Origin of the sequence: Steroidobacter sp. (genome assembly GCF_036402275.1) — a bacterium.
Classification (GTDB): domain Bacteria; phylum Pseudomonadota; class Gammaproteobacteria; order Steroidobacterales; family Steroidobacteraceae; genus Steroidobacter.
The window spans coordinates 58,348-83,241 of record NZ_DASWTF010000027.1 but is presented as its reverse complement, the minus strand read 5'-3'; the positions used below and the strand labels follow the sequence as shown (position 1 = coordinate 83,241).

The 24,894-nt window shown below is 62.9% G+C and carries 21 protein-coding genes; 7 read left to right on the top strand and 14 right to left on the bottom strand.

Annotated features, from left to right (window positions below; all coding sequences use genetic code 11):
- Window positions 1–15: 15 nt before the first annotated feature.
- On the bottom strand, window positions 16–960 hold the full coding sequence (locus tag VGD45_RS12495; protein WP_331155640.1) for an O-acetyl-ADP-ribose deacetylase: 945 nt from the start codon (window positions 958–960) through the stop codon (window positions 16–18).
- A gap of 134 nt (window positions 961–1,094) precedes the next feature.
- Here VGD45_RS12495 and VGD45_RS12490 point away from each other — a divergent pair, with 134 nt between their 5' ends.
- Window positions 1,095–1,901: a serine/threonine-protein kinase gene (locus VGD45_RS12490; RefSeq protein WP_331155639.1), complete on the top strand. Its 807-nt coding sequence runs from the start codon at window positions 1,095–1,097 to the stop codon at window positions 1,899–1,901.
- Here VGD45_RS12490 and rlmH read toward each other — a convergent pair whose 3' ends face one another.
- From rlmH to holA, 4 genes are all read right to left on the bottom strand, one after another.
- Window positions 1,902–2,372, bottom strand: a complete 471-nt coding sequence (rlmH, locus tag VGD45_RS12485; RefSeq protein ID WP_331155638.1) for a 23S rRNA (pseudouridine(1915)-N(3))-methyltransferase RlmH — start codon at window positions 2,370–2,372, stop codon at window positions 1,902–1,904. It abuts the gene before it with no gap.
- Window positions 2,373–2,395: 23 nt separating this feature from the next.
- The gene (gene rsfS / locus VGD45_RS12480) at window positions 2,396–2,758 is read right to left on the bottom strand and encodes a ribosome silencing factor (protein WP_414717579.1); all 363 of its coding nucleotides are present in this window, start codon (window positions 2,756–2,758) and stop codon (window positions 2,396–2,398) included.
- Between the two features lie 173 nt (window positions 2,759–2,931).
- Entirely contained in the window at window positions 2,932–3,579 is a 648-nt protein-coding gene (nadD, locus tag VGD45_RS12475) for a nicotinate-nucleotide adenylyltransferase (RefSeq protein ID WP_331155636.1), read from the bottom strand.
- Between the two features lie 11 nt (window positions 3,580–3,590).
- Window positions 3,591–4,613, bottom strand: coding sequence for a DNA polymerase III subunit delta (gene holA, locus VGD45_RS12470; protein WP_331155635.1), 1,023 nt, complete (start codon window positions 4,611–4,613; stop codon window positions 3,591–3,593).
- A gap of 261 nt (window positions 4,614–4,874) precedes the next feature.
- Between holA and VGD45_RS12465 the strand changes: the two genes are divergently transcribed.
- Window positions 4,875–5,189: a DUF2946 family protein gene (locus VGD45_RS12465; protein ID WP_331155634.1), complete on the top strand. Its 315-nt coding sequence runs from the start codon at window positions 4,875–4,877 to the stop codon at window positions 5,187–5,189.
- A 101-nt stretch (window positions 5,190–5,290) separates the two neighbouring features.
- The gene (locus tag VGD45_RS12460; protein WP_331155633.1) at window positions 5,291–7,291 is read left to right on the top strand and encodes a TonB-dependent receptor; all 2,001 of its coding nucleotides are present in this window, start codon (window positions 5,291–5,293) and stop codon (window positions 7,289–7,291) included.
- 83 nt (window positions 7,292–7,374) lie between these two features.
- On the opposite strand, the gene VGD45_RS12455 is transcribed toward VGD45_RS12460, so the two are convergent.
- Window positions 7,375–9,003, bottom strand: coding sequence for a methyl-accepting chemotaxis protein (locus tag VGD45_RS12455; RefSeq protein ID WP_331155632.1), 1,629 nt, complete (start codon window positions 9,001–9,003; stop codon window positions 7,375–7,377).
- 181 nt (window positions 9,004–9,184) lie between these two features.
- Between VGD45_RS12455 and VGD45_RS12450 the strand changes: the two genes are divergently transcribed.
- Genes VGD45_RS12450 through VGD45_RS12440 form a run of 3 tightly spaced genes read left to right on the top strand, consistent with a single transcriptional unit; the run spans window position 9,185 to window position 12,825 of the window.
- Window positions 9,185–10,531 (top strand): transaminase, encoded by a 1,347-nt coding sequence (locus VGD45_RS12450; protein WP_331155631.1) that lies wholly within the window; start codon window positions 9,185–9,187, stop codon window positions 10,529–10,531.
- Window positions 10,528–11,889 (top strand): glutamine synthetase family protein, encoded by a 1,362-nt coding sequence (locus VGD45_RS12445; RefSeq protein ID WP_331155630.1) that lies wholly within the window; start codon window positions 10,528–10,530, stop codon window positions 11,887–11,889. The genes VGD45_RS12450 and VGD45_RS12445 overlap by 4 nt, the downstream gene beginning before the upstream one ends.
- 9 nt (window positions 11,890–11,898) lie before the next feature.
- Window positions 11,899–12,825 (top strand): LysR family transcriptional regulator, encoded by a 927-nt coding sequence (locus tag VGD45_RS12440; RefSeq protein WP_331155629.1) that lies wholly within the window; start codon window positions 11,899–11,901, stop codon window positions 12,823–12,825.
- Here VGD45_RS12440 and VGD45_RS12435 read toward each other — a convergent pair.
- Entirely contained in the window at window positions 12,822–13,736 is a 915-nt protein-coding gene (locus tag VGD45_RS12435) for a DMT family transporter (protein ID WP_331155628.1), read from the bottom strand. The genes VGD45_RS12440 and VGD45_RS12435 overlap by 4 nt on opposite strands.
- A 95-nt stretch (window positions 13,737–13,831) precedes the next feature.
- Between VGD45_RS12435 and pip the strand changes: the two genes are divergently transcribed.
- On the top strand, window positions 13,832–14,911 hold the full coding sequence (gene pip, locus VGD45_RS12430; RefSeq protein ID WP_331155627.1) for a prolyl aminopeptidase: 1,080 nt from the start codon (window positions 13,832–13,834) through the stop codon (window positions 14,909–14,911).
- On the opposite strand, the gene VGD45_RS12425 is transcribed toward pip, so the two are convergent.
- The 7 genes from VGD45_RS12425 to VGD45_RS12395 all read right to left on the bottom strand — a co-directional run bounded on the left by VGD45_RS12425 (window position 14,902) and on the right by VGD45_RS12395 (window position 24,854).
- Window positions 14,902–15,396 (bottom strand): hypothetical protein, encoded by a 495-nt coding sequence (locus tag VGD45_RS12425; protein WP_331155626.1) that lies wholly within the window; start codon window positions 15,394–15,396, stop codon window positions 14,902–14,904. The two genes, pip and VGD45_RS12425, sit on opposite strands and share 10 nt — an antisense overlap.
- On the bottom strand, window positions 15,396–15,896 hold the full coding sequence (gene lptE, locus VGD45_RS12420; RefSeq protein WP_331155625.1) for an LPS assembly lipoprotein LptE: 501 nt from the start codon (window positions 15,894–15,896) through the stop codon (window positions 15,396–15,398). Before lptE ends, VGD45_RS12425 begins: the two co-directional genes overlap by 1 nt.
- A gap of 57 nt (window positions 15,897–15,953) precedes the next feature.
- Complete coding sequence (locus VGD45_RS12415) at window positions 15,954–17,051, bottom strand: GGDEF domain-containing response regulator (RefSeq protein ID WP_331155624.1); 1,098 nt, start codon at window positions 17,049–17,051, stop codon at window positions 15,954–15,956.
- Between the two features lie 165 nt (window positions 17,052–17,216).
- Window positions 17,217–17,990, bottom strand: a complete 774-nt coding sequence (locus VGD45_RS12410; protein WP_331155623.1) for a class II aldolase/adducin family protein — start codon at window positions 17,988–17,990, stop codon at window positions 17,217–17,219.
- Window positions 17,991–18,059: 69 nt separating this feature from the next.
- On the bottom strand, window positions 18,060–20,660 hold the full coding sequence (gene leuS / locus VGD45_RS12405; protein WP_331155622.1) for a leucine--tRNA ligase: 2,601 nt from the start codon (window positions 20,658–20,660) through the stop codon (window positions 18,060–18,062).
- A gap of 535 nt (window positions 20,661–21,195) precedes the next feature.
- Window positions 21,196–22,926: an ATP-binding protein gene (locus VGD45_RS12400; RefSeq protein ID WP_331155621.1), complete on the bottom strand. Its 1,731-nt coding sequence runs from the start codon at window positions 22,924–22,926 to the stop codon at window positions 21,196–21,198.
- A gap of 143 nt (window positions 22,927–23,069) precedes the next feature.
- Window positions 23,070–24,854, bottom strand: coding sequence for a methyl-accepting chemotaxis protein (locus VGD45_RS12395; RefSeq protein WP_331155620.1), 1,785 nt, complete (start codon window positions 24,852–24,854; stop codon window positions 23,070–23,072).
- Window positions 24,855–24,894 lie beyond the last annotated feature (40 nt).

Below are 24,894 nucleotides of genomic sequence, written 5' to 3'. Positions count from 1 at the left end.
GCTGAGAGCTGCTTCTCAGAACTGCTGATTGGCCAGAAAGACGTCTCGATCCGCGTCGGAGAAAAATACGAGCGACACCCGCTCGATGGAATCCGTTTGCGACAGCGCTTCCATGATCGCGGTCGACGCCACGGCCGCAGCCTCGTCCTTCGGATAGCCATACGCGCCGGTCGAGATGGCGGGAAATGCCACCGAACCCAGCGAATGGTTGGCCGCGAGCAGGATGGACTTCTTGTAGCAGGACGCGAGCAGCGCATCGGGCTGCTGATGTCGTCCCCAGATCGGCCCGACCGTATGAATGACATAGCGCGCCGGCAATTTGCCCGCGGTCGTCAGCACCGCCTCGCCGGGCGGCAAGCCCTGCGGATAGGACGTCTCGCGCAGTTCCCGGCAGGCCTGCAGGATTTCCTGGCCGCCGCGACTGTGAATGGCGCCGTCGACGCCGCTGCCGCCGAGCAAAGTGGAATTGGCCGCGTTCACCACGGCGTCCACCCGCAGACCGGTGATGTCGCCGGTGCGAACTTCGACCCGCCCGTTCAGGAATTCGTGCTTCATGTCCGCTCCCGGACGATCTTCGCCGCGCACCCAGCGCAAAGCCGCCGATGGATCCTCGAAGATGCGCATGCTGATGTCCGCCCCCACCGCCTCGCTGATCAGAATCAGCACATGAGCGGCGGCCGCCAGGTTGCCGGGTTTGAATACTGCGGCCCAGCGCACTTCGCAGGGGACCGCGATATGCACAATATAGTCGCGGAAGCGCTGGATCTCGCTATAGTCCCAATCGCCGTACGCCTCGCGATAATCCGCGATGGTGTGCATGCCGGGCATGTACCGCGGATCGGCGCGTGTCCGATTGAGTAATTCGATCAACGAATCCGCGGTCAACTCGCCCCAGACTTTGAGCCATATCAGGTTCGCGCTGGCATCGATTGAGTAGCTGGACTCCATGACTGTCGCCATACCTTCGATCCCGTCCTGGCCAATGCCGTGGCCGGTTCCTATCATAACCTCGTCCTCTGCGTTTGCATCTGGCAGTGTGGCAAGGAATCGCTACGAAGATTCAATCTAAGGATGTTCTCTACTCGATGCGGCCGATGCATAGTCAACCGTTTCCAAGTATTCCCGGCTATCGCTTCCTGCAGACCATCGCACGCTCGCCGAAGTCCGAGGTGCACGTGGCCTTGTCGGTGGAGTTAGGTCACAACGTCGCCATCAAAGTGCTACGCACCGGTCCGTTGTCGAGCCTCGAAGCCGGCGAGGAACAGCGCTTCGAGCGCGAGCGCGAGCTGTTGATGCGCATCAAACATCCGGCCATCGTCGATGTTTACGACTGGGGTCACGGCGAGGACTTTCGTTACATCGTGACCGAATATTTTCCCGGCGGCAGCCTCGAGCTGCGCATTCGCAATTTGATGACAGCGAAAGACAGCGTGGATATTTTTCTGCAGATCGCCGCGGCGCTGCAGGCATTGCACGCCGCTAACCTATGTCATCGCGACTTGAAACCCGCCAATGTCATGATGCGACCCGATGGGCGCATCGTGCTCATCGACTTCGGCCTGGCCAAGCATCTCGGAACGTCGCACACCAGTGCCGGCGAAGTGCGCGGCTCGCCCTATTACATCAGCCCCGAACAAGCCGAAGGCGCCGACGTCGATCAGCGCAGCGACATCTACAGCCTGGGCGTGATGTTCTACGAAATGCTCACCGGCCAGCGCCCGTTCAAAGGCCCGTCGGTGATCGCCATCATCCAATCCCACCGCAACGACCCGATCCCCGTGCTGCCCGACTCGCTGTCACGCTTCCAACGCTTGATTGACGGCATGCTGGCGAAAGATCCCAACGAACGCTTCCCCACCGTGGCTTCGGCCGTCGCCGAGTTGGCGCGCTTGAAAGTTTGATCAAGCGCGATGGTAGGGGTGACCTTTGATGATGGTCACCGCGCGATAGAGCGCTTCAGCAAGCACCACGCGAGCCAACGCGTGCGGTAACGTCAAAGCCGATAGCGACCATTTGAGCTCGGCGCGAGCGTCTACTTCAGGAGCGAGTCCTTCCGGGCCACCGATGCAGAAGACGACGTCGCGACCGTCACGGGCGCGAGTCTGTAAAAACTGGGCGAGTTGCTCGCTGGACAGGGAACGGCCACCGACCTGCAGAGCCACCACGTACGCGCCTTGAGGAATGGCGGCGAGCATTTTCTCGCCTTCTTTGGCGATGGCTTGCGCTGGAGAGCCCGACGCCGCGCGCTGGCCGAGCGCGATTTCTTTCAGTTCGAGCTTGTAGTCCCGGGTGAAGCGCCCGGCGTACTCTTCGAAGCCAGCATTGACCCAGTCAGGCAGACGCGTGCCGGCGGCGACGACGATCAACCGCATGGGTCAGACACGGGCAACTTAACTTACGCGCTCTGCTCGGCCGCTTCACGACGCGCGGCGCTCACGTCCCACAGGCTCTCGAGCCGGTAGAACTCACGCACCTTCGGCAGCATGATGTGCACGATCACGTCCTGCAGATCGACCAGCACCCATTCGCCGTCGCGCTCGCCTTCCACGCCCATCGGCCGGAAGCCCGCCTTCTTGGCGTGCTCGACCACTCGATCGGCGATGGAGCGCACGTGACGATCCGAATTGCCGCTGGCGATGATCATCGTGTCGGTGATGTCGGTGAGCTTGTTCACCGCCAGCACCTTGACGTTGATCGCCTTCATTTCATCGAGGGCGTTCTCCACGACACTCACGACAGGCTGCTGCTTGGCCGCCACGGCCGCGGGCGCCTTGCTCTGCGCCGCCTTCTTCTTCGCTGCCGGCGCCGGCCCCTTGCTTGCGAGCTTCTTACGGGCGGTGCTCAGCTTGGTCACATTGGCCGGCGCTTTGGCAGCCTTTTTCTTGGCGCCGGAACTGGATCGGGAAGTTTTCGCTCGCTTGACGGCCATGCTCACCTCTTGGCTTGCGTCTTGTAACAGCCGGTCTGCTCGATGATCGCCCGGACCGAATCGGGCATCAGATAGCGCGGATCTCGCCCCATGGCGATCAGCTTGCGCACTTCGGTGGACGAAATTTCCAACTGCGTCACCGCATGAATATAGATACACCCGGCGCGCTGCTCGTGCAGATCGTTGATGCGGCCCGTGCCTCGATCCACCAGCAACTCGCCCAAGGGCCCCATGCTCGGCGCGCGCCAGCCCGGACGATGCGCCACCACCAGGTGCGCCAGTTCCAGCAGTTCACGCCACTGATGCCATTTCGGCAAGCCCAAAAATGCATCCATGCCGACGATCAGGCACAGCGAGTGGTCGGGAAAGTCCGCTCGCAGCGTCCGCATGGTATCGACCGAATAAGACAGTCCTTCGCGGCGGATCTCGCGGTCGTCGACAGTGAAGCCTTGCTGGCCTTCGGTCGCGGCTTTGACCATGGCGAGGCGTTGCTCCGCGTCCGCCACCGTAGTGTCACGATGCGGCGGGGTGCCTGCGGGCATGAAGCGCATTTCGTTCAAACGCAGCGCTTGCAGCAATTCAAAAGCGGTGCGCAGATGACCGAAATGAATCGGATCGAACGTGCCGCCGAAAATTCCAATGGTGGTCATGATGCTTTGGGTCAGGCGGCGCTGGCGAGCCTGACGCCGGCGAGCCCTGCCACCAATCGTTCGAACTCCAGCCACGGATCGCTGCGGATCACGCCCTTGATCATGCGATCGGCGCGCTCGGCGGTGAGCAGCAGCTCGCGCACGGTCTTCGGCTTGAGTCGCGACAGCGCATGTTTCATCGCCGGTTGTCTATTGCGCCACACGTACAGCGCGTTCATCGCGCTATCGGCGCTCTGGCCCCGGCGCATCAGATGCTGGCAGCGTGCAATCCACTGCAAATCTTTGTTGAGGGCCCACAGGACGATCGGAGCTTCGACGTCTTCACCGCGCAATCCGTCGAGCACCCGCAGAGCTCGTGCGATGTTGCCTTTCATGGCCGCATCGCCCAGCTGCAGGACATCGAAGCGCGCACTGTCGGCGACCGCATCGACGATGGTGTCCGCGGTGACCGGGCCGGGCGGCAACAACAACGCGAGCTTTTCCACTTCCTGATGAGCGGCGAGCAGATTGCCTTCCACTCGCTCGGCCAGCAGCGCGGCAGCTTCCGCGTCGGCTTTGAGGTTCTGTTTGGCGAGGCGATCGCGAATCCATGCGGGCAGACGCGCCAGCTCGACCGGCCAGATCTGCACGACCACACCGTGCTTCTCGATGGCGCCGACCCAGCGCGAGCTCTGCACTCGTCCGTCCATCTTGCCGGTGATGACCAGCACGAGGTTGTCGGCGGACGGTTCGGAGGCCAGCTCGATGATGGCGTCCGCGCCCTGCTCGCCCGGCGTCGGATTGGTCATCCGGATCTCGATGATCTTGCGCTCGGCGAACAGCGACATGGCCTTACTGTTGGAGAGCAACGCCTGCCAGTCGAAGCCCCGCTCCACCACGTGCAACTCACGTTCGGTGAAGCCCTGGCTACGGGCGCGCGCGCGCACGGCGTCGGCCGCTTCATTGACCAATAGCGGTTCGTCGCCGGAGATCAGATAGATCGGCGCCAGCTGACGCGACAGGCTGGCCGCGAGGTTGTCGCCGGAGAGTTTCACAGCGCAGCGTCAGCGGCGGACACGGGGGGAACGGTCAAAAACACTCGCGCCAAAATAACTTACGTCGGAGGATGGCTGGCCAGAGAGATGGCCGGATTATGGCTCAAGCCGCCCGGCCTGCGCCAGTTGCGCGAGCCCCACGGAGGGGCCGGCCGCTCAGGTTTTGGCCAGGAATGGTCTGTAGCCTGCTTTGCAAACCGTGCCTGTCTCCGTTAGCTTACGGGAACAAGGGCCACGGGCTGGCCCTTCCGATCCGGCGATATGTCTATATTCCACCTTGCGCGCAATCCGCCTGCCTGGCTACGAGTCGCACTCGTCAGCCTGCTGCTGGCGTTCGCCGTGGATTCTGTCGCCCACGTCGTGCACCAGCACGACGAGACGGCCAAAAGCACCTTCGCCGCCCATGGTCCGGCCTGCGGCTACTGTGCCGCCTTCGACGGCCTGATCGATGCGCCCAAGCAAAGCTACTCGCCGGTCGCCGCCATGGTGGTGCTCGGTTATGTCGCGCCGGTCGCATCCCTCCCTGTTTCCTTCCGCGCCCTCGTCACCGCGCAGCCGCGCGGGCCGCCTCGATAACTCGCAGTTCGTTCCGATTCCTCGCCGCGAGCCGGTGAGGCTTTGCTCGTCTGGCTTCTGGCCGCGCGAGTCCGTCTGCAGTTATTCAGGAATGTTTTGTCATGTGTCGTTCTCATTCGCTGCGCGTCGCCGTGGTTGCGATGCTGCTCAGTCATGCCGTCAGTCAGGCCGCTTTGGCCCAGGAATCCAAGACCGAAGAAATCGTCGTCACCTCGACGGCCTTGCGCGAGAACCCGCTCGAAGTCGCGCAACCCACCACCGTGGTGGCCGGTGACGAGCTGCGTCGTCAGATCGCCGCCAGCATCGGCGAGACCTTGTCGAGCGAGCTGGGCGTCAGCTCCACTTACTTCGGACCTAGCGCCAGCCGGCCGGTGATCCGCGGCCTGAGCGGCGATCGTGTGCAGGTCCTGCAGGACGGCCTGGCGGCGTTGGATGTTTCCAGCCTCAGTCAGGATCACGCGGTGACGCTGGAGTCGGTGGTGTCCCAGCAGATCGAGATCATCAAGGGGCCGGCCGCACTTCTTTATGGCAGCGGCGCCTCTGGCGGTCTGGTGAACGTCGTCAGCACTCGCGTGCCGACCGAGGTTCCCGCCAAGGCGATCACCGGCGCTGCCGAAGTTCGTGGCGACACGGCGGCCGAAGAACGCACCGGCGCCTTCAGCCTCGATGGCGGCGCGGGCAACTTCGCGTTCCATGCCGACTACTTCGATCGTGAGACCGATGACGTGGAGATCCCCGGCTTCGCGCAGTCCGACGCCCTCCGACGGCAGCTCATCGAAGCGGGTGAAGAGCCGGACGGCGTGCGCGGTCACATTCCCAATACGGCTGGCGAAGCGAGCGGTGGCGCGGTCGGCGGCTCGTACATCGGCGAGAACGCGCTTGGCGGTCTGTCGTACAGCCGCTATGAGACGACCTATGGCATTCCGGGTGAGGAAGAAGCGTTCATCGACATGAAGCAGGACCGCTTCGACGGCAAGGCCGAGCTCGATCTGGACGGCGCGATCAAAACGCTGCGCCTGACGGGCGCGTACAACGACTACACGCATACCGAGTTCGAGGCGCCGGGCGAGCCGGGCACGGTGTTCAATCAGGATGCGTACGAGCTGCGCTTCACGGCCGATCATGAGCTGGGCGGTGGATGGCGCGGCACGACGGGCTTGCAATACGTCGATGTTGATTTCGAGGCGATCGGCGACGAGGCCTTCGTGCCGAGCTCCAAGACACAGACGTTCAGCGTGTTCGCCTTCGAAGAAAAGCATTTCGATCAGTGGACGATTGAACTCGGCGCTCGCGCCGAGCAGCAGCAGATCGATGTCGCGGCGGATTTGCCCGATTACGACGAAACTGCGGTCAGCTTGTCCGCAGGCACGGTGTGGGAGTTCGCCGATGACCACGCCCTTGCGCTGAACCTCACTCGCACTCAACGCAATCCCCAGGCTGCCGAGCTGTACGCCGACGGCCCACACATCGCCGCGCAACGCTTCGAAATCGGCGATTCGGATCTGGATCAGGAAACATCGGTGACGGCCGACCTGTCGCTGCGTCACACGGGTGAGCGCGTCGCGTGGACGTTGAGCGCCTACTACAACGACTACACCGACTACATCTACGCCTCGCCGACAGGTGAGATCGAAGACGATCTGCCGGTGTACGTCTATTTGCAGCAGGGCGCGAAGTTCTACGGCTTCGAAGCCGAGCTGAACGTGCCGCTACTCGACGATGGCCAGCGCCACTTAGGCTTGCGCCTCGCCTCGGACTACGTCCGCGGCAAGCTCGACAACGGCGACTCCCTCCCTCAGATCCCGCCGCTGCGATTCGGCGCCGGCCTGCACTACGACCAGGACGCCTGGCACCTCGGCGCTCAAGCGTTCTATTACGACAAGCAGGACAAGCTTGCTGCGAACGAACTGCCCACCGACAGTTTCACGCTCGCCGAAGTAGACGCGAGCTATCGTGTGCCGATGGGGTCTGCGAGTGTGTTCCTGTTCTTGCGAGGAACCAACCTGCTGGATGAAGACGCGCGCCAGCACGCTTCACCCCTGAAGGACATCGCGCCTCTCGCCGGTCGCTCGTGGCACGTTGGAGCTCGGGCGGAGTTCTAAACCGGAAGACCCACCCCCTGGCCCCCTCCCGTCGGGAGGGGGAACCTAATTTTTATTTTTTCCCAGGGCGGCACGTGCCGCGGTCACGCGGCGCGAGCTAATGACTCGTGATGCTCAACGGGGCCGCTGTGCGAGTAACTGGCAGCGGAAGCGCTATATGAAGCGTGAGTCTGCGAGCCGAAGCGGAAGAAGGACACCAGTTCTTGCAGTCGTTGAGCCTGCTGCTGCATCGACTTGGCGGCGGCGGCGGATTCTTCGACGAGGGCGGCGTTTTGCTGAGTCGCCGTGTCCATGTTGGAGATCGCGTGATTGATCTGGTCGATGCCGGTGGACTGCTCGGATGTGGCAGCAGCGATTTCGGCGACGATCTCGGTCACCTTCACGACGCCACTGACGATATCCGACAGCGACTTGCCTGAATTGCCGACGAGCTGCGAGCCCGAGTCGACCTTCTCCACCGAATCGCTGATCAGCTGTTTGATCTCACGCGCCGCGCTGGCGCTGCGCTGAGCGAGGTTGCGCACTTCGCCGGCGACGACGGCAAAGCCGCGTCCCTGCTCACCCGCACGAGCCGCCTCCACTGCCGCGTTCAGCGCGAGCAGGTTCGTCTGGAAGGCGATCTCATCGATGACACCGATGATGTCCACGATTCGCTTGCTGGACGACGTGATCTCGCTCATCGCGCCGACCGCGCGTTGAACGGCGACGCCGCCCTGGTCAGCCTGACTCCGCGTGCTCGCCGCAATACCGTTCGCGTGCTTCGCGTTTTCCGCGTTCTGCTTCACCGTCGCGGTCATCTCCTCGATGCTCGCGGCAGTCTCTTCCAACGCTGCAGCCTGTTCCTGCGTGCGTTCGCTCAAATTGTCGCTGCCCTGAGAGAGCTGGCGTGCCGCCCTATCCACTTCGGCGGCGCTCTCCCGGACCTCGGTCATGGTCTCCATCAGCTTGGAGTCCATGTCCTTCAAGGATCGCAGCAATGCCGAGATCTCATCATTCCCGGAAACATCGATCTGATTACCTAACTCGCCGCGGCTCACACGGCGCGCAAGATCTTCGGCACGGGCCAGACCAGTAGAAATGTGCTTGGTCAGCAGCCAGGCAAACCAGATCGCCACGGCCAGCGCCGCGAAGAAACACCCCAGCATGACATTGCGATCGGTGTTCAGCTCGCGCTGCGCTTGCTCGATCGTCGCCTCGGCGGCGTGCTGGCGCTCGAGCGCCAGACGTTCGGTCGTCTGATCCATGCGATCGATCACCGGCTCCATGGACTCGACGCGCACCTTGCCGGCCGCCTCGTACTCGCCGGCCAGCAGCAGCTCGATTTCTTTCTTGCCCGAGTCGACCAGGTCGACACGCTGCTGGATCACTTCATCCAGCAGTTGGCGCTCGGTGGCGGTGAGCGAATGTTTGCTCAACGATTCCGTGAGCTCGTTGATGCGCGCACGGTTCTGCTTCACCAGCTCGTAGTTGCTCTGGGTGAACGATGGATTTCTGTGGACGTAGGCTTCCAGCCGGAACTGCTGACTCTGCAGCGAGCGCTGGTAGATTTCGTTGATCTGAGTGATCGGGATCAGGTTCTCGGCATGCAGCTGCTGCATGCGAGCCGAGCTGGCAGTGAACGCGTTGAGCGCCACGCCGCAGAGTACTAGCATGGCCACAGCGAGCACACCCAGATTCACGTACATCCGGGTCTTGATCGTAAGCATCGACATGATATTGCCTTCGTTGGAACCGACAGTTCCGCGCGTGTGAGCGCCGGCCCTGGCAATATTCGCGGATACGCCAGTCTTATCGGCCGCTGCGACCCCGGATGCAGTCGATTCAGGGAACGCCTCATATGGCCGCGCGGATGGTCTATCATCGGCCCGCACCCGCCGCCGCGAGGGAAACATTTTGCACTCTGCCAGCTCGTCCGCCGCCGCTCTGCTAAAGCGGGAGCAGCGCCGTTTCATCAACGAGCATCCGGAATCTCTCCGCCACGACAAAGCCTTGCGCGACCATTGGCTCAATGGCGTGCCCATGCATTGGATGACCGATTGGCAACTGCCGGCGCCACTGGTTCTGCGCGAAGCCTGCGGCTCCACCCTGGTCGATGTGGACGGACACAGCTACTCGGATTTCTGTCTCGGCGATACCGGAGCAATGTTCGGTCACTCTCCGGCCGCGATCGCCGAAGCCCTAAGGACTCAGGCTACGCAGGGCCTGACCTGCATGCTGCCCACGGAACACACCGCACGCGCCGGTGAGCTATTGGCTGAGCGTTTCGGTCTGCCCTTCTGGCAAATCACCCAAACCGCGACGGACGCCAACCGAGCAGTCTTGCGTTGGGCGCGAGCGCTGACCGGACGCAAACGCATCCTCGTATTCGATGGCTGCTACCACGGCTCACTCGAAGATACGTTGGTCCGTCTCGAACGAGGCCGTGTGATCACGCGACCAGGACAGGTCGGCCAAGTCGCCGACTTCGCCTCACATGCACGTGTCGTCGAATTCAACGACCTCGCCGCACTCGAAGCCGCGCTCGCCGATGACGAAGTGGCGTGCCTGCTCGCCGAGCCGGTGATGACCAACGCCGGCATGGTGCTGCCTCAGGACGGATTCTGGTCGGAAGCTCGCGAACTCTGCACTCGTCATCAGACGCTGCTCGCCATCGACGAAACTCACACGCTCAGCAGCGGCCCTCGCGGCCATGCGCATCGGCTCGGACTCGAACCCGACTTCCTGGTAGCGGGCAAAGCCATTGCGGGTGGCATGCCCACGGCTGTGTACGGTTTTACCGCCGATCTCGCACGCCGCATGGAACATCTGCTCGCGACCAAACCCGCCGGTCACTCCGGCATGGGCACGACGCTGGCAGCGAATGCGCTTGCGACCGCTGCGCTCGTCGCCTGCTTACAAGACGTGATGACGGATGCTGCCTACGATCACATGCTGAAGCTTTCCGGGACGCTCGCGGACGGATTGAAGAAACGCATCGCCGATCGCGCCCTGCCCTGGCACGTCACGAGTGTGGGCGCACGGAGCGAGTTGGTCTTCACTCCCACACCGGCTCGCACTGCTCGTGAATCGCTCAGTGCAGTAGAGCCGGTCATGGAACGTCTCTTACATTTGTACTTGCTCAATCGTGGCGTGCTGGTCACGCCGTTTCACAACATGATGCTGGTGAGCCCGGCCACCACCGCCCCACAGGTCGAGTCGCTGCTCGGCCGCTTCGATGAGTTTCTGCACGAGTTGTCATGAACGCCGATATCGATGAAGCCCGCGCTTTTCTCGAAACCCATCCCGATGTCGAAGCCATCGAGCTGTTGATCACCGACCCCGGCGGCGTGCCTCGCGGCAAGCTGATCGCACGCGAAGAGTTGCTTGCGCTTTATAGCGAAGGACGCTGTGTCGCAGGCTCCATCCTCGGCCTCGATGTCACGGGCGAGGACGTGGAAGCAACGGGTCTCGTCTGGTCGGTTGGCGACGCCGACCGCATTTGTCGCCCCGTGCCCGGTACGCTGGCGCGAGCGAGCTGGATGTCGCGTCCCGGTGCGCAAGTGCTGATGACGATGTATGAAGCGAACGGTCAGCCGTGCAACGCGGATCCGCGTCACGCACTGGCTCGCTCGGTGCAGCGATTGGAACAACTCGGTTTGCGACCGGTCGTGGCCGCGGAAATCGAATTCTATTTAGTAGCGCGGGACGCGCAGGGGCGGCTAGTACCCGCGCCCGGACTGCTGTCGAAACGCTCGCCGCAGCGACTGGACTCGTATGGATTGGGCAAGCTGCACGACATGGCGCCGCTGTTCGACGACATCTACGCAGCCGCCCGCGCGCAAGGATTGCCGTTGCGAACGCTCATGTCCGAGTACGCACCGGGCCAATATGAAATCACCCTGCTCCATCGTAACGACGCCCTGCGCGCCATCGACGACGCCATTTTGTTTAAACGCCTGATTCGCGCCACGGCGCTCAAACACGGGTTCACGGCCTGCTTCATGGCGAAACCGTTCGGCGACCAGGCTGGCAGCGGCATGCACATGCACGTCAGCCTGCAGGATCGGAACGGCAACAATCTGTTCGCCGCCGACGATCCCGCCGGCAGTCCGATGCTGAAACACGCCATCGGCGGACTGCAAAAGACCATGGCCGAGAGCATGCTGATCTTCGCGCCGAACGCGAACTCGTATCGTCGCTTCCGTCATCAGAGTTACGCGCCGATGGCCCCGACCTGGGGCATCAACAATCGCTCGGTGAGCCTGCGAGTGCCGGCGGGTGCTCCAGCGAGTCGACATATCGAACATCGCGTCAGCGGCGCCGATGCCAATCCCTACCTGGTCGCGGCGACCGTGCTCGCAGGTGTGCATGCTGGTATCACTGCCAAGCTGGACCCGGGGCCGCCGATCACGGGCAATGGCTATGAAAGCGGGATCGCCGCCTCGCTGCCGAGGGACTGGCTTGGGGCGATCAAGGCCGCCGAGTCCTCGATATTCCTGCGCGAAGCGTTGGGCGAAGCCTTTCTACACGCTTTTGTGGCGATCAAGACGCAGGAGTGGGACAAGTACAACGCCCTGGTGCCGGCAACGGACCACGACTGGTACCTCGAGAGCGTATAAACTGCGCGGATGCGTTTCGATCTGACCGATCTCAAGCTGTTCCTGCACGTGGTCGAAGCCGGCAGTATCACCGCCGGCGCAGAGCGCATGCACCTCGCGGTGGCCGCGGCCAGCACGCGAATCCGCAATATGGAAATCGAGCTGGGCACGCCGCTGCTGAATCGCGAGCGCCAGGGCGTTCATCCCACACCGGCGGGCCGCACGCTCGTTCATCATGCGCGCCAGATGCTGCAACAGGCGGAGCGCATGCGTGCCGAGCTCGGCGAATACGCCGATGGGCTGAAAGGCCACGTGCGGCTGCTATCGAACACCAATGCACTGACTGAATTCCTGCCCGAGCCGCTCAGCAATTTCCTGACATCGCACCCCCAGGTGAACATCGATCTGGAAGAGCGCCTGAGCGACGAGATCGTCGCCGCCGTGGCAGATGGCAAGGCCGATATCGGCATTGTCGCCGGCACCGAGGACGTCACCGGGCTGGAGGTATTCCCGTTCCGCGTGGATCGCTTCGTGCTGGTCACGTCGCCGAATCACCCGCTGGCCGAGAAGAAAAAAATCGCGTTCGTCGAAGCGCTGGACAGCGACTTCGTCGGCCTGGATCGAGCCAGCTCGTTACAACGGTTTCTCTCCGACAAGGCCGAGCGCATCGGCCGGCGCTTGAAGCTTCGTGTGCAGCTACGCAGCTTCGATGCTGTGTGTCGGATGGTCGAAGGCAACGTCGGTGTCGGCGTCGTGCCTGAAACCACGGCCGCTCGCAATATGCGCACCATGCAGCTGCACGTGATCGAGCTCAGCGACGAATGGGCGCTGCGTAATCTGATGATCTGCGTTCGCAGTCTGCGTGACTTGCCGATCTACGCGCAGGACCTGGTGAAATCGCTCGCGCAGCCGCTCGACATGGAAATGTGGGTCGCGAGCAATAACGTCGCTAGTTAAGTCTCGCTCGCGAGGGCGGCGACCGGGCGCTCGGATCGGCTGGTGATCCACACGCCCAACATCACCACCAAGCCACCGATGACAGCCCGCGCAGAGAGCGGCTCGCCGAGCACGATCACGCCAGTCAGCACGCCCACCACCGGAATCAAATTGGTGTAGACGCCGACGGCGCTCGCATCCAGGTGGCGTAGCGAAGCGTTGTACAACAGATACGCCAGCCCCGACGCCACGAAGCCGAGGTAAAGAATTCCGAGCCAGCCACGCAGTGGTAATGGCGGCAGGCCCTCGCCAGCGACGTTCGCCGCAAAGATTTCGTAGCCCGCCAGCGGCGCCAACAACACTGCGCCCGTGCCTATGACCGCGCCCGTGATCACCAACGAATCGAACCCTGCGACGCGTTTGGCCAGCGACGTGTACAGCGCCCAACACACGACTGAAGCAAACATCAGAAAGTTGCCGAACAGCGAGGACTGGCCACCGCCGTTGCCAGCGCTGCCGGAAAACACGATCAACACACCCCCCACGGAAAGGGCAATGCCGAGCCAGCGCATCGCCGATGCACGCTCACGCAGCCACAAAACAGCCACCAGCGCGGTCATCGCCGGAATGGATGCCTGAACCAGCGCGCCCTGCGACGCCGAGACGTACACCATCGCCAGATTGAAAGTGAGGTAGTACAGCGCCACGCCGATCAGCCCCATGAGCCAAAGCGTCGGCCATGGCAAATGATTCTCCCGGCGGTGCCTGGAGACAGCCAGCGGCAACAGCACCAGGGTGCCGAGGCTGACGCGCACGAACGCGAGCGTAAATGGCGGCCAGAGCGCGACCAGATCCTTGGTCACCACGAAAGTACTGCCCCACACCGTCATGGTGAGCAGCAGCAGGAGCATGGACCGGGTTTGGGTCATCATGGGCATACCGACCATTCTCGCACGTGCGACCCTTCCCTATCCGCCCCCGACAGTCGAAAATTCGTACTCGCCAAAGTCCTATTGCTGGAGCATGAATGGCCACGAAAAAGCGCAAGACTACCCGTCGCCCCGCCCGTCCCGCCGCGGCCAGTAAACAACGCAATCATGCCCGGCATGCCGTGCTCGCCAAGCGCAAGCGTCCCGCCAAGACCAGCGGCGGCCTGCGCACCCTGTATCCCGCCATCAAGCCGTACAAGAGCGGCATGCTCCGCGTCTCGGACGTTCACGAGATCTACTACGAAGAATGCGGCAATCCCAAAGGCAAGCCCGCCGTGTTCGTGCATGGCGGCCCCGGCGCCGGCTGTGACAACCGGGCCCGCAGCTTTTTCGATCCCGACGCCTATCGCATCATCCTGTTCGATCAGCGCGGTTGCGGACGGAGCAAGCCGCACGCCAGCCTCGAAGACAACACCACGTGGCATCTGGTCGAGGACATGGAGAAGTTACGCGAGCACCTCGACATCGAGAAATGGCTGGTGTTCGGCGGCTCGTGGGGCTCGACACTGGGACTGGCGTATTCGCAGGCTCATCCCGAACGCGTGAGCGAAATCGTCCTGCGCGGCATTTTCACGCTGTCGCAGTTCGAGCTGCGCTGGTTCTATTTCGAAGGCGGCGCCAGCGCGCTGTTTCCCGATCATTGGCAGAACTACGTCGCGGCCATTCCGCCGGCCGAGCGCGGCGACATGATCAAGGCTTTTTACAAGCGCCTCACCAGTTCAGACCGTGACACGCGAGTAAAGGCGGCGCGCGCGTGGTCCATCTGGGAAGCGGCTACAAGTTACCTGCACGTCAACGAAGAGAACCTGCACAAGTGGGGCGAAGAGGATTTCGCGGTCGCGGTGGCGCGTATCGAGTGTCACTACTTCGTGAATCGCGGCTTCCTGGAAACCGAGGATCAGTTGATCCGTAACGTGGACCGCATTCGTCACATTCCGGCCGTGATCGTGCAGGGCCGCTATGACGTGGTGTGCCCGATGCAGACCGCGTGGACGCTGCATCAAGCGTGGCCGGAAGCGGATTTTCACGTCGTGGCCGATGCGGGGCACTCGGCGTTCGAGGCCGGCAACACGCATCAGCTGATTCTGGCGACGGATCGCTTCAGAGATCAGCACTGACGTTTGCGAAACGTCGGCCGCGCCGCATCGTCGATGACGCCGCGGCCGACCAGCCAGGCACGCGCATCCTCGGCATCCTGTTCGAACCAGGCGCGCGCCGAGCCGAGGCGGAACGTGTAGCCCCACGCATCCATGTCCTGGCACATGCGCTCGCGGCCTACGCCGGGCAGCTCGTCGGCCAGCAGGATCTGCAAGTAACAAACACCGTTTTCTTCGTCGTAGTCGCCGCCGGCGTCCTTGTGCAATTGCTCGCGGCGTTCGTCATCCATACAAATGAAATGCCCCGCCTCGTGCAGCAGTGAATGCAACGGCGTATCGGCGCGCCAATAAATCTGGGCGCCGACCAGCCCCGCTTCGTTGTCGCCCCAATACGAGCCGGGAATCGTTTCATCCGCGCCGAGCGCCACGCACTGCAGTCCATAGCGGCTCAGCAGATTCGTCACGACGTCCACGCCAACGTCAGTGACTTTCAATACGTCCGTCATTACAACGAAGCGAGGCGACGCACCACCAGTCCGGCCAGATCGCGCGCCAGCGCTTCCCGCAGAATGGCCTGCTCCTTTTGTTTGGCCAGCACGGCGGTCTCGTCGTAGCTGTAGTCGCGGGTGAGCTCGACTTTCTGGGGCGGGATCAGCTCTTCGGTGCGGCCGGCGACGGAATATTCGATGGAGTAGAACACCTCGTATTCCTCCGGCGTATTACGGCCGGACACGGTCAGCACGCGCTGCCCGCTTTCGTCCTTGATGATCTTCACCACTGCGGTGGCTTCGTCACGGTGGCTGGTGAGCCGCGCCCCCGAGGCCCGCAGGCTGTCGCGCAGAGCGCGATTGAAATCGGTGTAGCGATCGTCGGTCTCGACATAAGTCGTCGCCATGACCGTCGACAGCTTGCTCGTGCCCTGCAGCCGCCAGCCGCAACCCGCCAGTAACGTGCTCAGGCAGGCCACGACCAGCAGCCAACGAAAACGATGCGCGAAACGGGGCATCAGAGGAGACTCTCGGCAACGAACGGTCCGCAATGTTCGCGGGCCGGCGGGTCGCGGTCAACGTGTGGCGCGCGAACCGGCGGTAAATGGCTGACTGGCTCGCATGGCCGCCGGACTTTTCAGCACGCATTCGCTGTCGACCACATAGCCATGGCGGCAAACGATGCCCGCATGGGTGGCCACGCTGCGCTGAACGGCCGCCAATTGCTCGCTACCTGAATGGCCGGGGCAACCCCGGCAATGCTCGGCGACATTGAGCATTTCGCCTGCTTCCACTGGCGCGCTGTCGTTGCCATCGCGCTCCAGCGCCGCCACGCCATAGCTGAAAGCCAACGGCACGGGGATGCTGCCGGCATAGCGGGTCAAGGCCGCCATCATGCGCTCCTTGACGAGGGGCGCCTCGGTGATGCCGGCCTCGGGCAAAACCACCGCGAACACGGCGCCGACTGGAGATTCCAAACGGCCGATCCAATCGACGTGCGCGCGAACCGTGGCATCGATTGCCTGAACGACACCCTTCAATGTGGTTGCATCGGGCACGCAATCATTCGGCGGCGCGCCTTCGACGCGCGCTCCCAACGTGATGACGGCCAACTGCCGGCCGTAACGCTGCCCGCGGCGAATCTCGGACAGGAGTCGACCCTGCAACTCGGTGTGCGAGAACGCGCCGGACTCGGCATCGATGCTCACCGACTGTTCCATCACCGCTTCCTGCGCTTCCCGCAGCGAGCGGCGCAGGGCCAGGGTGTTGAAGGCGGCATAGATGCGGGCGAACAGCTCCGGGTCGGAGACTTTCTTGGTGAGATAGTCGTCGACGCCCGCGACGTACCCCTGTTCGAAGTCGTTGCTGGCGTCGCGCATGGTCAGCATGATGATGTAGGTATCGTCGGAGCCGCGCGCGCGTAGCTCCTGAGTCAGCGCCAGACCATCCATCACTGGCATGTGCCAATCGGTGATCACGAGCGGATACCACTGACGATCGAGCACCTCCAGCGCTTCCTGGCCGTGCGACGCATGCCGCACTTCGAAGCCGGCGGCCGTGAGCCGCCGCGTGATCAGCTCGCGATCCTGCTCGTCGTCGTCGACCACGAGAATTCGTGACGGCAACGCACGCGTCAGCACTGACAGCCGCGTTGCCATGACACCCGCTTTCATCCGTTGATCTCTTAGCAACCGTACAAGAATTGCACGCGTGTTGCTTTATCATTCGCGGATCGTTGAGGCAACCACGGTTTGTACTTTTACGCGGACCCTGCCTCATAAATGGGCGCATAAAATAAGCCCCATCGATCAGCGGGGCGTAAAGAACTCCGACGCGAGTTATTCGCGATAGCTGGGATCGACGCGGTCCATCTTCCGCAGCAGCGCCGGCCAGACCAGCCCGGTTCCCGCGCCGCGCGTCACCAGCCTTACGTACTCGGGGACAGTGTCGAGCACTGACTGAGGAATGTCGATCAATTCCGAGCTGCCACCGGCCTGCGCCAGTATCTGGATCTCACAAGCGCGTTGCAGGCTGTACATCGCCATGAAGGCGTCGGAAATGGTGCGGCCGACGGTCAGCAGACCGTGGTTACGCAGAATCATGTGGCGCGTGTTGCCCAGATGAGCTTGCAAGCGCGACTTCTCGTCCGGGTTGAGCGCCAGACCTTCGTAATCGTGATACGACAGGCTGAGCATGATGAAAGTCGCCTGTTGTGAGATCGGCAGCAGACCTGACTTCTGAGCCGAGACGGCGATGCCCTCCATCGTATGAAGATGCAACACGCAACCGGCGTCGTCGCGCACCTCGTGGATCGCGCTGTGGATGGTGTAGCCGGCGGGATTGATCTCGTACGGGCTCGGCAATGTTTTATTGCCGGCGAGGTCGACGCGTACCAGGTTGGATGCGGTGACTTCCTCGAACATCAGTCCATATGGATTGATGAGGAAGTCATGCGTGCCCGGGACGCGCGCCGAGATGTGAGTAAACACCAGATCGTCCCAGCCGAAATGCGCGATGAGACGATAACAAGCGGCGAGATCCACCCGGGTCGCCCATTCTTCGGCCGACACCAGCGCCCGCACGTCGCCTACGGCCCGCTCTGCAGCTGACATATCCGATCCCCCTGGCTCGTATGAGCCAGAGGCTAACGCCGCTGCAGCGAAGCGGGCAAGCCCGCGGGGTCAGACTACTACGTTGACCAGCTTACCCTTCACCACGATCACCTTGCGGACCGGCTTGCCTTCGATCCACTTCTGCACAGCGGAGTCAGCCAACGCCGCCGTGCGGATCTGATCTTCGGTGGCGCTTGCCTCGACGGTGATCTGGCTGCGCAGTTTGCCGTTTACTTGTATCACGACATCGATGCTGTCGCGGACCAGCGCGGCAGGATCCGGCTGCGGCCACGGATGATCGATCAATGCGTCGGTGTGGCCGAGCGCTTGCCACAGCACGTGTCCGGCATGCGGCACGATCGGCGACAACATCTGCACCACGAACTCGAGCGCTTCCTGGCGCACGGCGCGACCCTGCGGCGAAACGTCTTCGAACTTCGACAGCGTGTTCATGAATTCCATCACCGCGGCGATGGCGGTGTTGAACACGCGACGACGGCCGAGATCGTCAGTCACCTTCTGCAAGGTGCTGTGCGCGGCGCGCCGAACATTGCGTTGCTCGTCGGTTAATTCGCCCGCGACCTTGGAGCTCACCAGTCCGGCGCTCACATGCTCGTGCACCATACGCCACAAACGACGCATGAAACGCGACGCGCCTTCGACGCCATCGTCCGACCACTCGAGCGTGTCTTCCGGCGGCGCCTTGAACATCATGAACAAGCGCACGCTGTCCGCGCCGTACTGTTCCACCAGTTTGGTGGGGTCGACGCCGTTGTTCTTGGACTTCGACATGGTGCGCATGCCTTCCCACTCGACGGGCTTGCCGTCGGTGTTCAAGGTCGCACCGATGCGCGCGCCCTTGGCATCCACCTGCACCGTCACGTCGGTCGGATTGAAATATTCGATCGCGCCCTCGCCGGTGCGACGCGAATAGATGTCATTGAGCACCATGCCCTGCGTGAGCAGGTTCTGGAACGGCTCCTGCACTTTCACCAGGCCGAAGTCGTGCATCACGCGCGTCCAGAAACGCGCATACAACAAGTGCAGGATGGCGTGCTCGATGCCGCCGATGTACTGATTCACCGGCGCCCAATAGTTGGCGCGCTCATCGACCATCGACTTGTCGTTGCCCGCAGCCGCGAAACGCAGGAAATACCAGGACGAATCGACGAACGTATCCATCGTGTCCGTCTCGCGCCGCGCCGGGCCGCCGCACTTGGGACATTTGCAATCGAGGAACGACGGCGTCTTGTTGAGCGGATTGCCGCTGCCGTCTGGAACCAGGTCTTCGGGCAACACCACCGGCAGATCCTGCTCCGGCACGGGCACGACATCGCACTTCGGACAATGAATCAGCGGAATCGGGCAGCCCCAGTAACGCTGACGTGAGATGCCCCAATCGCGCAGACGCCACTGCACGTGCTTGTCGCCCAAGCCCTTGGCTTTGAGATCGGCGGCGATGGCGTCGATGGCCTTTTGATAATCGAGCCCGTCGTACTTGCCCGAGTGAATCAACGTGCCGTACTCGGCGTAGTCCGCGCGCCATTCCTTATCGGAGAACGGCGGCACGTCGCCGGGAGCTTTGATGACTTGTTTGATCGGCAGGCCGTACTTCAAGGCGAACGCGAAATCGCGCTCGTCGTGCGCGGGCACACCCATCACGGCGCCTTCGCCGTAAGTCATGAGCACATAGTTGCCCACCCACACCGGCACTTGTTCGCCGGTGATCGGATGGTTGACGAACAGGCCGGTCGGCATGCCCTTCTTTTCCATCTGCGCGATCTCGGCTTCCTGCTCGGTGCCGAGTTTGCATTCTTCGATGAATGCCGCGAGCTGCGGGTTCGTCTTCGCAGCGTGCGTCGCGAGCGGATGCTCGGCGGCGACGGCCGCGAACGTCACACCCATGAGGGTGTCGGCACGCGTGGTGAACACGCTCAGCAAGCGTTTCTCGCCGTTCAATTCATACGGGAAGCTCAGGCGCACGCCTTCGCTGCGACCGATCCAGTTGGCCTGCATGGCGCGCACGCGCTCGGGCCAGCCGGGCATGTCGTTCAACGCATCGAGCAGATCCTGCGCGTAGTCGGTGATGCGCAGGTAGTACATCGGGATCTCACGCTTTTCGACCAGCGCGCCGGTGCGCCAGCCGCGGCCGTCGATCACCTGCTCGTTGGCGAGCACGGTCTGGTCGATGGGGTCCCAATTGACCACGCCGGTCTTGCGATAGGCGATGCCCTTCTCGAGCATCTTCAGGAACAGCCACTGGTTCCAGCGGTAGTACTCGGGCTGGCAGGTGGCCAGCTCGCGGTCCCAGTCCATCGCGAAGCCCAGCGACTGCAGCTGGCGCTTCATGTAGGCGATGTTCTCGTAGGTCCATTTCGCCGGCGGCACGCCATTCTTCATGGCGGCGTTCTCGGCCGGCAGGCCGAAGGCGTCCCATCCCATCGGCTGCAGCACGTTGTAGCCCTGCATCCGCAGGAACCGCGTGATCACGTCGCCAATGGTGTAGTTACGCACGTGCCCCATGTGCAGCCGACCGCTCGGGTACGGGAACATGCACAGGCAGTAATAGCTGGGGCGGCTGGGATCTTCCTTGACGGCGAAGGCCCGGCGCTCATTCCAAAAAGCCTGCGCCTCGGCCTCCACGGCGGAGGGTTCGTATTGGGACTGCATCGTTATGGCGGTATGGGGCCCCGAAGGCCCAGTTGAAAGGCGCGAAGGATACCAGACGCTGATTCGGCGGGCCGGAAGACCCCATCCTGGGCCTGCGCTCAGAGAAAGAGGCGTCGGTGGCGGGCGCCGTCCGAGGTGACCTTCCTCCTTCCGGCACCGTGCTCCCCCCTTGCCCGCGCTGTCGCGCGTGCCGCTGGGTCCCATTGCGTTGCGCAGTCCTGCTCCGCGCAAGCCCAGGGTGTACATCCATGTACACCCGCTCGGCGGAGCGAAGCGATGCTTCGCTGAAAGCACCGCCGAGCCCCTGGGCGCACTGTGACGAAAAGGTCCTTCTTTTTCGACACTGCCGGAAGGAGGAAGGTCACCTCGAACGACGCCTCTCAACGTTGGGTGGCGGTTTCCACAACGTCATGCGTCTGCTTTGGTCGTGGGCTCGCCGCAGGCGAGCCCAAAAATCAAAAATCTCATTCCCCCTCCCGGACACGGGAGGGGGTTAGGGGGTGAGTCTTCCGGGGGCGGCTAATCCAAATGAGCTTCAGCTCATGCCGCGCAAAGTAAACCGAAACTCGGCGCCCCGGCCGGGGCTGGCTTCGGCCCAGATGGTGCCGCCGTGGCGTTCGACGATGCGGTTCACGGTCGCCAAACCGATGCCGGTGCCTTCGAACTCGTCCTGCCGGTGCAGCCGCTGGAACACTCCGAACAGCTTGCGGGCGTAACGCATGTCGAACCCCACGCCGTTGTCGCGCACGTAAATGTAGCGCTGGCCCGGGGTGGCGCTGGTCGAGTTGTCGCCCTCGCCCACCACGCCGGTGCCGATCTCGATGACGGGATTGGGCCGGGGGCGGGAATATTTCACGGCGTTGCCGATCAGGTTCGCGAACACCTGCTGCATCAGCTCGGGGTCGCAGCTGGCGGCTGGAAGTGGGTTCAGGCGCCATTCGATATCGCGTCCCGGCGCTTCCTGGCCGAGGCGATCCACCGCTCGCTTCACCAGATCGTCCAGCACGCAGGGCTCCCGGCGCATTTCGACATGACTGACTCGCGACAGCGCCAGCAGGCCATCGATGAGCGCGCTCATCTCCCGAGCGCCGCGCTGAATCTGCTCCATGTGAATGCCAGGCTCGCGCGAACCCGGCGGCCCCTTGTGCTCACGAAGCATCTGCACGTGGGCGTGAATCAACCGCAGCGGAGCACGCAAATCATGCGCGACTGAATAAGAAAACGCCTCGAGCTCGCGATTGGCGATCTCCAGCTCGGCGGTGCGCTCCGCCACGCGACGCTCGAGATCCTGGTTCAAGTGTCGGATCTCGCTTTCCATCTCCGCCCGTCGCGCAATCTCGTTTTGCAGCGCCTGGTGTTGGCGCGCATTTTCATAGGCGACAGCTACCTGAGTGGCGATCGCTCGCGCCACGGCCAGATCTTCCTCGGTGAACCCCGGCAAGCCGATGCGGTTCAACACACACAGGTAACCATACGACTTGGCCACCGACGCGATCGGCACGCCCAGCATGGAAACAAAATCGCCGCGCTGGGCCGCCTCACTGTCGGCGATCACTTCTTCCGGCGACATGGGATAAAGCGCCGAACCGCCCGTCTCCAGGGCCTGCCGCAGATCGCGATACATTCGCGCGCCGAGCAATCGTTCCAACTCATCCGAAGATAAACCGCTCGAAATCTTGCTCTCGCTCGCTCCATCCGCCGTGGTGATCACGAGCTGCCCGACCTGCGCGAGCAGAATGTCGCGCGCGGCGTCGCAGGTCGATTGGAGAATCGCGGCGGGATCGGTCAAGCCGAACAAGCGCCGGCTGAAAGTCACCAAGGCGCTCAAGCGCTCCTGAGCAGCGCCGTGAACAGGCTCGGCCGGCGTCGGCTGCGCGCCGCCGACCGGCTTGGTCGCCAGCGCGGCGTTGACGGTCTCGCGGACTATCTCCAGGTCATAAGGTTTGGACAGCGTGCTACGCACTCCCAGCGAGCGCGCCATCTCGCGCACTTCGCGTTCGTGGTAGGACGCTGAACAAAAAATCACCGGTGTGCCGGACATGCTCTCGTCCTGGCGCAGCTTGCGCACCAGTTCGTAACCGTCCATCCGCGGCATCACGATGTCCGTGATCAGCAGATCCGGATGCTCGGTGCGTAACAAATGCAGCGCCTCGATGCCGTCGGCTGCCTGCAAAAGGTCATAGTCGCCGTCGGCGAGCGAGAGCATCAGCAGCTCGCGCGCCTCGGCGTCATCTTCCGCGACCAGTATCTTTCCGCCCTTCGCCACGTTTCGATCCCAGCCCTGTTATCGAATACAAAATTCGTTACACGCTCGCCCGGGGCGCGAGGGAACGCAATCAGTACGTTTCACTGCACAACGGCGTTCCTCATCGAATCCTCTTATACGGAGATAGGGCAATCCCTCAATACTCAGAATTCCTGCCAGGCGCTGTCGTGCTGGACAGGATGTCCGAATGCAGCGGGCGCATGGATGCGCTGGAGCTGCCCGCCGCTGGCCTTCGCCAGCTTCGGCGCCGCCGCCGGCGCCGGACGAGCCGCGGGCTTCGTGGCCGGACGCTGGACGGCGGGACGGGCAATCGACCGCACCGAGGCGCTCGGCTTTGTCATAACTCCCGTGGTCACCTGAACGGACGGCGTCGCCCCGGCGGCGTGAGCGGCGGTGCGGAAGAAGGAGATCTGCTCCACCAGCTGCTGAGCCTGCTGCTCCATGGACTTGGCTGCCGAAGCCGCCTCTTCCACCAGCGCCGCGTTCTGCTGGGTAGTGTCGTCCATCTGCGTGACGGCATTGTTCACCTGATCGATGCCCTGCGCCTGCTCTTCGCTGGCGGCGGCGATCTCGGCGACGATGTCGCTGACTTTTTTGACGCTTTCCATGATTTCGCCGAGCACCTTGCCGGACTCGTCGACCAGCGCGCTGCCGCTGCGGACCTTTTCCACCGAGTCCCCGATGAGGTCTTTGATCTCCTTGGCGGCCGTGGCGCTGCGTTGCGCGAGGCTGCGCACTTCACTTGCCACGACCGCGAAACCGCGGCCCTGTTCGCCGGCGCGTGCCGCTTCGACCGCCGCGTTCAACGCCAGCAGGTTGGTCTGGAAAGCGATTTCGTCGATGACACTGATGATGTCGGCGATCTTGCGGCTGGAGTTGTTGATCTCCTCCATTGCGCCGACCGCACGCGACACCACTTGGCCACCTCGTTCTGCCTGACTTCGCGCGCCGCTCGCGAGCTGATTCGCCTGGCGCGCATTGTCGGCGTTCTGTTTCACCGTCGCGGTCATCTCTTCCATGCTCGACGCCGTCTCTTCCAGCGCCGACGCCTGTTCCTGAGTCCGCTGCGACAAGTCGTCATTACCGCGCGACAGCTGTGAAGCCGCGCCGCCGACTGCATCCGACGCGGTGCGCACGCCGCCCACGATCTCGTGCAACTTCTCATCCATGCGCTTCAGCGAGTTCAGCAGCAGGCCGAACTCGTCGCCGCGAGCGTCGATGCGATGGCCGAGGTGACCATCGGCGATCTTCTCGGCGAGGTTCACGGCTGTGCCCAGCCCGGACATGATGGCGCGCATCAGGAACAGCGCGAACGCGCCGGCGAAACCGAGCGCGATGACCATTGCCGAGATGCTGATGGCGCGACTGGTGCTGAACTCGCCGTGCGCATTGTCCAAGGCTTCCTTGGCGCGCTTGAACTGGTGCTTGGAAGTTTGAGCAAGCGCCTCATTCAGCACATCGAACGACGGGTCGAGTTTTCCCACGATCAGCTTGGCCGCGAGCTCATCGTCATTCGCGCCCAGGGCGACATCGATCTCGTCGATGGCCGCCTGCAGGCCGTCGTTGGCTTTTTTCACGGCTTCATAGCTCGCCTTACCCTCCGCGCTAACCTGCTTCTCGCCGAACGAAGTCAGCAGCCGCTGTGCTTCCGCCTTGGCGGCCAGGCGGGCCGTCTTGTATCGGGCAGCCGTGGCCGGATCTTCCGCCAGCACCATGAGAGCAATGAACGCCCGGCGCTCGAGCTGCTTCGCCTTCAGTTCGCCGAGTTCCGCGGCGACCACGACGCGACGGTTGTACATGTCGTCGAGGTCCTCGACGATCCCGTTCATGCCGTACAGACCCAAACCGCCGACGATCAACATCGACAGCGCGAGCACAACCAGCGTCGTAACAATACGCGTACGAATACTTAGAGAGCCGAAGTTCATACAAATCTACCAACGAGTATTCCCGCTGTTTGTATCGACC